The 1,698-nt window shown below is 67.6% G+C and carries 2 protein-coding genes; both read right to left on the reverse strand.

What is annotated here, in order from left to right; genetic code table 11:
• A partial coding sequence (locus ABZ807_RS33315; protein WP_357167145.1) for a hypothetical protein occupies window positions 1-1,000 on the reverse strand: 1,000 nt, incomplete at its 3' end.
• The gene (locus ABZ807_RS33320; protein ID WP_239559670.1) at window positions 997-1,335 is read right to left on the reverse strand and encodes a PadR family transcriptional regulator; all 339 of its coding nucleotides are present in this window, start codon (window positions 1,333-1,335) and stop codon (window positions 997-999) included. The genes ABZ807_RS33320 and ABZ807_RS33315, both read right to left, overlap by 4 nt.
• Window positions 1,336-1,698 lie beyond the last annotated feature (363 nt).

Consider the following 1,698-nt stretch of genomic DNA (forward strand, 5'->3'; position numbering starts at 1 on the left):
CGGGGCGGGGCGGGCAGAGCACGGCCACGGCGATGGCTGCTGTTATCGCCGCCCCGGCGGGGTAGGCCATGCCGCCAAACTCGTCGGTGGGCACCAGGCCACGCCAGAACGGCGAGTCAGGCACGGCCGTGTCGGACAGTGTGCCCAGGAATTGCAGACTACCGAGCAGCCAGGCGGGGATCAGCAAGACGAGACCGCCAATGGCGGCGGTGGCCGCGAGAGGAGCGGCCCACGGACGGTGCTCGAGACGGCGGCTGGCCCAGCCGGCTAGCAGCCAGCCGGCCAGCATACCGAGCAGGCCGACGGCGAGCGTCGAACCGGTGAGCCACCGCGGTTCCGCCCGGTAGATCGAGACCCTGAGCCCGCCTTCGGCGTACGCTGCGTCGAAGTAGTCCTCGAACGACAGCACGAGTGCGCCGTTGCGTGCGGTCAACGCCTGCGAGTTGTTTTGCCGGGCGCCGGTTTCGATGTCGGTCGGGCTGGTCGAGTAGGTGTCGGTGACGCGCCAGCCGGCCGCCTCCAGGCGTTGCTGCAGGCCGGCTAGATAGGCATCGACGTCCTCGGTCGCAGGCGTTCGATCGGTGAGGTAGCTGACCGACGCCGCATCGGTCTCACCACCGTTGTTGCGGAAGGGGTCGTCCGACCTTCCGTACGATTGTGCCGATAAGCCTGGGGTGAGCATCTGGGCGAGCTGAGTCCACGCTGCGCCGGTTGGAAGCGCCGGCGCCGCCTCCCAACCAATACGGTTCGCCAGCGACGCGCTCAGAAAGCCGGAGAAAATTGAGGCGAAGATTGCCAGCACGACCACGCCTCTGCTAAGTGGGCGACCGAGTCGGGCCCGCATGCCTTGCCGAAGCAGGTTGAGCGTCTCAATAGGGCCGGGCCGGACGTGTCCGGCCTCGGCGGCCATGAGCAGCGTGTCTGCCAGTTCTCCGCGACGTGAGCCCTTCGGGTAGACGTGCAGCAGCAGGCGATATGGGGTGGCGAGGCGGCGGCTCATGCGAACGCCGGGCCAGGCCGCGTGGCGTTCAGCCGCCGCGATGCGGTGCGAACGTTGTGGGCCAATCGCGCTGTCTCCTCAGCGAGTGCCGCCGCGCCGCCGTCGGTGAGGCGGTAGTAGCGCCGAGGACGCCCTTCAACGGTCTCCTCTCTGTCGATCGCGACCAGTCCTTGGGCGGCTAACCGGTCCAGCGCCGCGTAGAGGGTGCCGGCCTGCAACCTGACCTGGCCTTCGGAGAGCGCCTCGGCCGTCTGGATCACGCCGTACCCGTGCCGTGGTTGATCGACCAGTGCGGTCAGGATCCAGAACGTCGGTTCTCGCATGGCCTTCGACATAATCGCCAATATAAAGATTATCTGACTATGGTGCAACGGCACTGGTGCCGCGCCGGCCGGGGCGCTTACATCGCCTGCTTGCAGTCCGGGCCACGCCCCGCGACCGGCAGACCCGAACAAGCCACACGAGCACTCTCCGGTGGCCGGAGGAAGCACGAACGGCCACTGCATCGCCGGCCAACCCTGCTATCGCAACGTCCCGAACAGCGCGCACGTCGGCTACTGGCTCGCGGCCGCCGTTCATCCGGTGGTATCGGTTGTTGGCGTCGCGCTGGGTCAGGCTGGGGTCCGACGGTGATCGGCGACACGACTGTTTCGATGCGACCACGTCCGAATGATCAGGTGAGCGCACATCGGCAGAAG

Origin of the sequence: Micromonospora sp. NPDC047548, assembly GCF_040642975.1 — a bacterium.
Taxonomy (GTDB): Bacteria; Actinomycetota; Actinomycetes; order Mycobacteriales; family Micromonosporaceae; genus Micromonospora.